The sequence below is a fragment of the Photorhabdus hainanensis genome (genome assembly GCF_018448965.1).
GTDB lineage: Bacteria > Pseudomonadota > Gammaproteobacteria > Enterobacterales > Enterobacteriaceae > Photorhabdus > Photorhabdus akhurstii.
In genome coordinates, this window is record NZ_RCWD01000050.1 from 25067 (window position 1) to 31777 (window position 6711).

Below are 6711 nucleotides of genomic sequence, written 5' to 3' on the forward strand. Positions count from 1 at the left end.
TTAAGTTTCCCTGCCAGAGAATTAATCTGCTTTTTGATAAGTGGTGGCTACCGTGTTGTCATTTCTATCCAGTGTTTGGGGTTATTTCATAAATATCCGTGCTTTTTGCTTATATAAAAAACCACCCGAAGGTGGCTATTGTCGCCTCAAACATCTTCATCCAGTTTTTCACGATCTAGTTCCAGTAACTCTTGGAATTCCTTTAATCCCCTTAATTCCTGGATTTTATTCTCGAAATCTGGGATCGTATGAACATCTGGACTCGTATAAATCAGTCGACTGGTTTCTATGCCTTCTTTGCCACACATTATATGTATATCAACTAATACCGTATTATTATCATAACCTATAGACATAGTTCCATTGTATTTGAGCGCATTTTCAAATTCTTCTTTTGATGGATACGATGATGCATCTCCGTACTTTTTCTCTAACGATTTGCTTACTGGTTTCACCAAGCGGCCAATATTAATCTCTAATCTTTTAAATTTTCCATTTAAAAAAAATGCCATTGCTTCCTGCTTTTTGTTAGCAAACGAAAAGTCAGAACATGAATAAAGTGATACTTCTTTTATTTGCGGGCTTCCCTCAAATTTTTCAAAATCACATAATCTCTTCGAGAGAAACTCTTCTTCTGTCATGCCAAACTTTGCATCTTTATACCCATCAACTGCCATTGCACCAAAGCTCATCATTCCCAATGCAAGCATAACTGCCAATTTTTTCATATTATCTCCTTTTGCTTAACGCAATGATAACAATGAGAACAGTGTTAAGCCAACCCCACAAACCTCTATCAAGTCTCCAAATGTGGATGTTTGGGCGAATTTTTTCGCTATGCTCCCGGGGGTTCGCTACCTTGCTATCGCAATGCATCTTGAAATCCATAGGGTATATCAACTACCAAATGCTTCAGTTAAACTTAAAGCACACCCCTTTTGCGCCCTCGTATTAACGCGACGTAAAATTTCAACGAGCACGCCGGGATAGTTACCATATTCTCTGCTAATTATCCCGACATCATCGGTGACAATAAATGCGGGATAACTCGTTGATGACGCATCCATATAACTCATCAAACCCGGCGTTCCATCAGGTACAGGTTTCAACGTTTCAGGATCAAGCGCTCGCGCATATACCCACGGCGGAACATGTTTACGTTGCATCTCATCTTCAAAGAAACAAGTGTTGAGTTCAACTTGATTAAATATATCGCGGATTTGATTAATATCACTGAGGCTGAAAGTATCGAATAAAAGATGATTAAAGTCATCGCGTTTCAGGGATTCTTTTTCGTAATTTTTCCAGCCACCCCCCGTTATGATATAAAGGTTCTTATCTCCAGAAAACAAGATATTTTTATCTTTCATATAATGACAGAGCAAATAAATAAAATATGGCGAACCGATAAGACAAATATCTTTCCCTTGATCTTTTATTCGCTCAAGATTATTCAATGTTTTAACAAAATCTACTCGCTCTTCTGTTACGGTGAATGTCGTAGGATATAGCAACTCCACCAAGCTCATAACATATTTAAACCAAATGTTATGAGCATTAAATCTATCAGGTCCCAAGTTGACCAACTCCATTTGGTGATCAAACCAACTACCAACATATTTCATGCCATAACTCACAGAGCCTAAAAGTCTCTCAATACTTAATCTGTCACGTGCCACCTGACTTTTTAAACCATTCGTGCCGCTACTGGTAAACCAACTTTCAATCTCGTTTTCATGAGACGTTAATAAGCGAGTAAACTTAAAAACTGATGTTGGGAATACAGGTATGTCATCAATGTCCATAATATTGTCATCGACTTTGTGTGCCTGACAGTAGTGACGATATTCTCGACAATGTTTGTAGTGATGACGAAACGCATCAAGCACAAGTTTTTTCCTGATTTTTTCTTGTTCATCATAAGACCAAGCCAACGGATCGCTCGAAAAAATCAAATCATCAATTTCTGAGCTTGCTGTGATTTCTTGTTTATCAACATATGAAGTCATACCTGTTTCACCTCTCCAGATAATATTAGAAAGTATGGCGGTACTGCTGTCATACTCTTTATTCCATGTATACCCGTCATCTTTCAAGTCGCCTCTTTGTTGGCTGCGCTCACTCACCCCGGTCACATAGTTTTCTATGCTCCCGGGGATTCGCTCCCTTGCCGTCGCGATGCATCTTGAAATCCATAGGGTATAGTACTTCTTATTCCATGTGATACTTCTTAATATTATCATCTACAATATCGATTACCTCTTTTTGGCGCATCAAGTCACTGATTGGTTCAAAGGATAGTAATACATCTTTTGCTCCGCATTTTTCAATTGCCAACTTAGCCGCAGTTATACATTCCGTATAATCTCCAACAGCGTTTTCTGTAATTATTTCTTCAAGTTTCTTTTCCAAATTTTCATTCGGATGCATCTCAAGAACATAATCACGGATAAATGCACGTGTCTCCTCTTTGGCTTTCTTACTATCTTCGTTATAGTTAACCAAGATCATTAACTGATGGTCTATCTCTGATAAGTCAACACCATGTTTATCAGCAATGGCTTTATACCTCTCAGCATATTCATGTCTAATATCATTAGAATCATCCCACTTAAAGATGAGAGGAATGCCTTTTTTGGCCGCCCATTCAACAACATGATGACTCGTTGCTGTTACATATTGCTTAGGCCCGCCTGGCGTATATACATGAGGATTGACAGATATTTTAGGAAAACTATAAAAGTCATTATCTGGATTACAATAACCCGTTGTTAAAGCATCGTTAATAATTTCATAACACTCTTCAAATAATTGCTGTTGATATTTATCTGGGCGATTAAAAAAATGCATTTCATCTTTCTTTTCGCAATCACTAAACCCTAAAACAAATCTCCCTTCACTCAACTGATCTAATAAACCCGCTTCCTCCGCTATTCGGACAGGGTGATGAGTTGTAATGATATGATTCAATGAACCAATTTTAATTTTTTCTGTCAGACCGAGTAAAAAACCAGAAACAGTTAAAGGAGCACCGACAATACCATTAGCTGAAAAATGATTTTCATATACCAAAATCTGTTTAAAATTCAACTTATCAACATATTCGGTTATTTCCTGCATGCGAGCTAAACTTTGCTCATGAGCAGTTGTTGAATTGATGAAGTTAAGGAAGAACAATCCAAATTTCATTTTATTTTCCTTAGCTAATTATAATAGCGAACGTTGTTTTTCTTTAAGAAACGGCATGACATCAGACTGGAAGAGCTTCATGGAGGCAATAATTTCGTCTACTGTTCCATTAGCTTCAAACCCACAACAAATATTTGATATTCCCGTGGCGTCAATGTCTGTTTGGATTATGTCAATGCACTCCTTCGGGGTTCCTACAGGATTAATTTCATAACTGTAATCAATGCGGCGATTAGTATCTTTATGTCCTTTTAATACAAAGTCACGCCACTGCCCTTTATTGAAATCATAACCTTTTGTTTTATCTGAATCGTCAAAAATGGTCGTGGCATTCACATAGGAATCATACCAATGCCCTAGGAAATTCCGGCAAATTTCTTTCGCTTTAACTGAGTCATGATCTACAGATGTTATATATGATAAACAATGGTCGATATTATGAATATCGTGCCCATATTCTTGAGCCACCTCATTATAAAGCTCCATTTGAGCTATCTTTTCGTTAGTATTTATGATCCAACTTAAGATCATCGGCAAACCGTGTTGAGCGGCCCATTCAGTGGTCGAGGCTGATTCAGCCACCACATAAACAGGCGCTCCACTTTTACTATATGTGGTCGGGTTTACTTTTACCTTATGGAACTTGATATGTTCATTGTCAGCTTCTACATATCCTTCCGTCATTCCGTTCTTTATCAACCCATACCAGCACTCCGTTAAGGCGCGAGTGTTATCCATATCCACGCCAAATACGCGAAAGTCTTTGTTGTAAAGCCCCCGACAAATACCAAACCGAAATCGCCCTTTTGACATTTGATCCAATAAATTCACATCTTCAAGTTGACGTACTGGATGGGCTGTAGGAAGAACAATAGCAGCGGTCCCTACATTCAATTTTTTGGTCGCGCCCAGTAAATACGCAGCAGCGACATAAGGGTTACCAAGCAAGCCAAACTCCGTGAAATGATGCTCAAGTAACCATACAGTATCAAAACCGCACTCCTCAGAAACGCGGCCTAATTTAACCAAACGCTGCATTACCTCTGTTTGAGAAAATTGGGGCGGTTGGTAGGTAAGTAAAAAGTTTCCAAATTTCATAGGGAATCCTTATATTTCTATTTGAGCGATAGCGTCGACTATCTATCCCAATAGGCTTTAAGACAGCGAAATTGCTTGATTCTCAATCTCAATTTTCATTCGGCGTTCATTGACTGTCGCAATAGTTAAATGTTCAAATGATGGTTCACTGATATTAATATCAATATCCAAACTGCCATTATCCATCGCGATAGCGGCTTTCGTAACTGATTGATAAAAATTACGCAAGACTACTAAGTTCTCACCCAAATCATGCGAGCTTCCTAGCAGGGAATATATCTTGCATCGATTATTACGAATATTTGATAACAATGTGATGACTTCATCTTGCTTTACCCAATTGTCATTATTTGCAGTAAAAGCAATAAACGGTATATCCAGATACCTCATGCTATTGATTGTAGAAGTTAAATCCTCCCAACCAAAATCAAGGCAATCTCTCGCAAAGACTTCAGCACCCAATTTATGGCCTTCAAAATCCAGATTATTCGGCAATTCATCAATGGGTAAACTGAGATAATCAAACCCTAACGCTCTTTCGAGAGTATATCGTAAGTTAACAACTCCGACCGCGGTAATTAAAAACGAAACATTGATTTCAGATAGGCTTGCGTAAACTATTCTTGCGGATAAGCTGGAAGCCAAAATACCACGGTGAGTTATTTTTCGTGTATTTAACCAATCAACCACGGCTAACAGGCTCTGTTTCCCTATAGACATAGTAAATTCATCTATTGTCCCTGAACTCAATCCAACATGGTGAAGCGAATCATAACGGATCACATGAAATCCATTCCGCGATAAATATTCCGCCAGACCAGCAAAATGATCCATCCTTCGGGCAAAGCCAGACGCAATAATAATGGTATTCTTTCTTTTTGGGCTATTTTCTTCTGGCAGCGTTTCCCAGACATGAATTTTTTTATTTCCTTCAACGCAAATCACATGGTCGATGGTTTTATATCTGGCTTCATTTTCCATACTTTTTTACCTATTAAGGGACAAATACAAGGAACTTATCTTCTTCCAGGAATCGAGTCTGTTCTATTTCCACCGCAACATCCTTAGCCGTATAGTTAGCAGGTCTTTCATGAGAAATATATGTCACTAATCGTTGTAATGGTCTCATTCCATCATGAGAGCCGCCAACTCGAAATATGTTACTCATTCCGGCTTCTACAATTCTTTCCGCGCCTTTTAATGCTAATGCATCTCGATATTTAAGTGCGGATTCCCAGGGAAAAATAGAGACGGTTTGCGTCTTATTTTTTTGAACATAAGGTAATATTTGCTCAATATTATCGACATGATGAAGATACACACATCTGCCAAGTGGTTGATTAAGTTCCACCCCCGCGTTCGATTCAATAATCATCCAGCGCTGATGAGCACCAGCCTCTACTTTTAATCCAGCAAACAAGCTTTCTTTTTGAACTAAGGTATAAGCCGCTTTTTCATCAAAATCTTTTTTGACGTTTGGTAATATATGAGCATATAGATTAAGTTTTTCTATCAACGCTAGCTTAAATTCTTCATAATGATTTCCCATGTAATATATGTTTTGGGCAGAAAAACAAGCTTGTTGATCGTAAAAACAGACATCATGAGCCGCGCCTATCGCAGCAGACGTTAAATCATCAGGATTATCAATAATGCAAAAACTCTTCTTATGGCCAAATTTAATCACATCAATATAGGGTGGCGCATGCTCTACAGCCCAATTAATTGCTTCTTCCCCTCCCCAAGCAACAATAACGTCCGCATGTTGCATAATTTCTTTCGCGAGTGATGTATCACCTTGATGTTGCCAATATACAACAGACAAAGAGCGCGTTATTGGATGATTAGGGTCCACATCGATAAAACTCAACGCTAATGCACTGGCTGTAAAAGGATCCGCTGACGAGGTTTTTATAATGCATTGATTCTTGGTTAAAATGGCACGTAATATAGACATAATCCCAGATAATGGGACATTACCTGCTAGTAAATGTACAGACTTACCTTTCGGAAAAGCCTTAATATAACTTTCATCCTGAGGTAACCACTCATCCATAATATGACGAGAACCAAGTTCATTGTTTACAACATCATAAAGACCGCCTTTAGAACATAAGATCATAGCTATCCAGTTAGCCTCTAACTTAGCCATTGCTTCTGAATATCCCATATATTTTTTCCTGATTACCATCGAATCTCAGCTAGCTTGAGTAAATACTCAGGTATAGGTGCTGCCCGGATACATGAATAAATAAGCTGTTCGAATGTTTTTTTAAGGTTAAAGCGCCAATTGAACCTGAAACAGAATTCGGCAAGATAACGAGGTAAATACTTTTTGCTAATCGAATGATATGTTCCGCGTATCGAATTTTTTACATTACTTATCATTGTGTTAACCCACTGAAAATAAGGAAGCTTAACACT

General features: G+C 38.2%; 7 protein-coding genes. All 7 read right to left on the minus strand.

What is annotated here, in order from left to right; genetic code table 11:
• Positions 1-146: 146 nt before the first annotated feature.
• Entirely contained in the window at positions 147-728 is a 582-nt protein-coding gene (locus EAE92_RS21665; RefSeq protein ID WP_105396707.1) for a hypothetical protein, read from the minus strand.
• 168 nt (positions 729-896) lie between these two features.
• Positions 897-2243, minus strand: coding sequence for a long-chain-fatty-acid--protein ligase LuxE (gene luxE, locus EAE92_RS21670; RefSeq protein WP_246545340.1), 1347 nt, complete (start codon positions 2241-2243; stop codon positions 897-899).
• Positions 2212-3189 carry a luciferase subunit beta gene (luxB, locus tag EAE92_RS21675; protein WP_214069558.1) on the minus strand — a complete coding sequence of 326 codons (978 nt, stop codon included), beginning with the start codon at positions 3187-3189 and terminating at the stop codon, positions 2212-2214. The genes luxE and luxB overlap by 32 nt, the downstream gene beginning before the upstream one ends.
• Positions 3190-3207: 18 nt before the next feature.
• Positions 3208-4287 carry a luciferase subunit alpha gene (gene luxA, locus EAE92_RS21680; protein ID WP_214069559.1) on the minus strand — a complete coding sequence of 360 codons (1080 nt, stop codon included), beginning with the start codon at positions 4285-4287 and terminating at the stop codon, positions 3208-3210.
• Between the two features lie 57 nt (positions 4288-4344).
• Positions 4345-5268: an acyl transferase gene (locus tag EAE92_RS21685; protein ID WP_214069560.1), complete on the minus strand. Its 924-nt coding sequence runs from the start codon at positions 5266-5268 to the stop codon at positions 4345-4347.
• A gap of 13 nt (positions 5269-5281) precedes the next feature.
• Entirely contained in the window at positions 5282-6457 is a 1176-nt protein-coding gene (gene luxC, locus EAE92_RS21690; protein WP_214069561.1) for a long-chain-fatty-acyl-CoA reductase LuxC, read from the minus strand.
• Between the two features lie 14 nt (positions 6458-6471).
• The coding region (locus EAE92_RS21695) for a transposase (RefSeq protein WP_214066812.1) at positions 6472-6711 on the minus strand (240 nt) is incomplete at its 5' end.

What these genes read in the sequence shown, in the direction of transcription:
- EAE92_RS21665 (WP_105396707.1), bottom strand. Translation starts at nt 728, where the DNA reads ATGAAAAAATTGGCAGTTATGCTTGCATTGGGAATGATGAGCTTTGGT.
- luxE (WP_246545340.1), bottom strand. Translation starts at nt 2,243, where the DNA reads ATGATAATATTAAGAAGTATCACATGGAATAAGAAGTACTATACCCTA.
- luxB (WP_214069558.1), bottom strand. Translation starts at nt 3,189, where the DNA reads ATGAAATTTGGATTGTTCTTCCTTAACTTCATCAATTCAACAACTGCT.
- luxA (WP_214069559.1), bottom strand. Translation starts at nt 4,287, where the DNA reads ATGAAATTTGGAAACTTTTTACTTACCTACCAACCGCCCCAATTTTCT.
- EAE92_RS21685 (WP_214069560.1), bottom strand. Translation starts at nt 5,268, where the DNA reads ATGGAAAATGAAGCCAGATATAAAACCATCGACCATGTGATTTGCGTT.
- luxC (WP_214069561.1), bottom strand. Translation starts at nt 6,457, where the DNA reads ATGGGATATTCAGAAGCAATGGCTAAGTTAGAGGCTAACTGGATAGCT.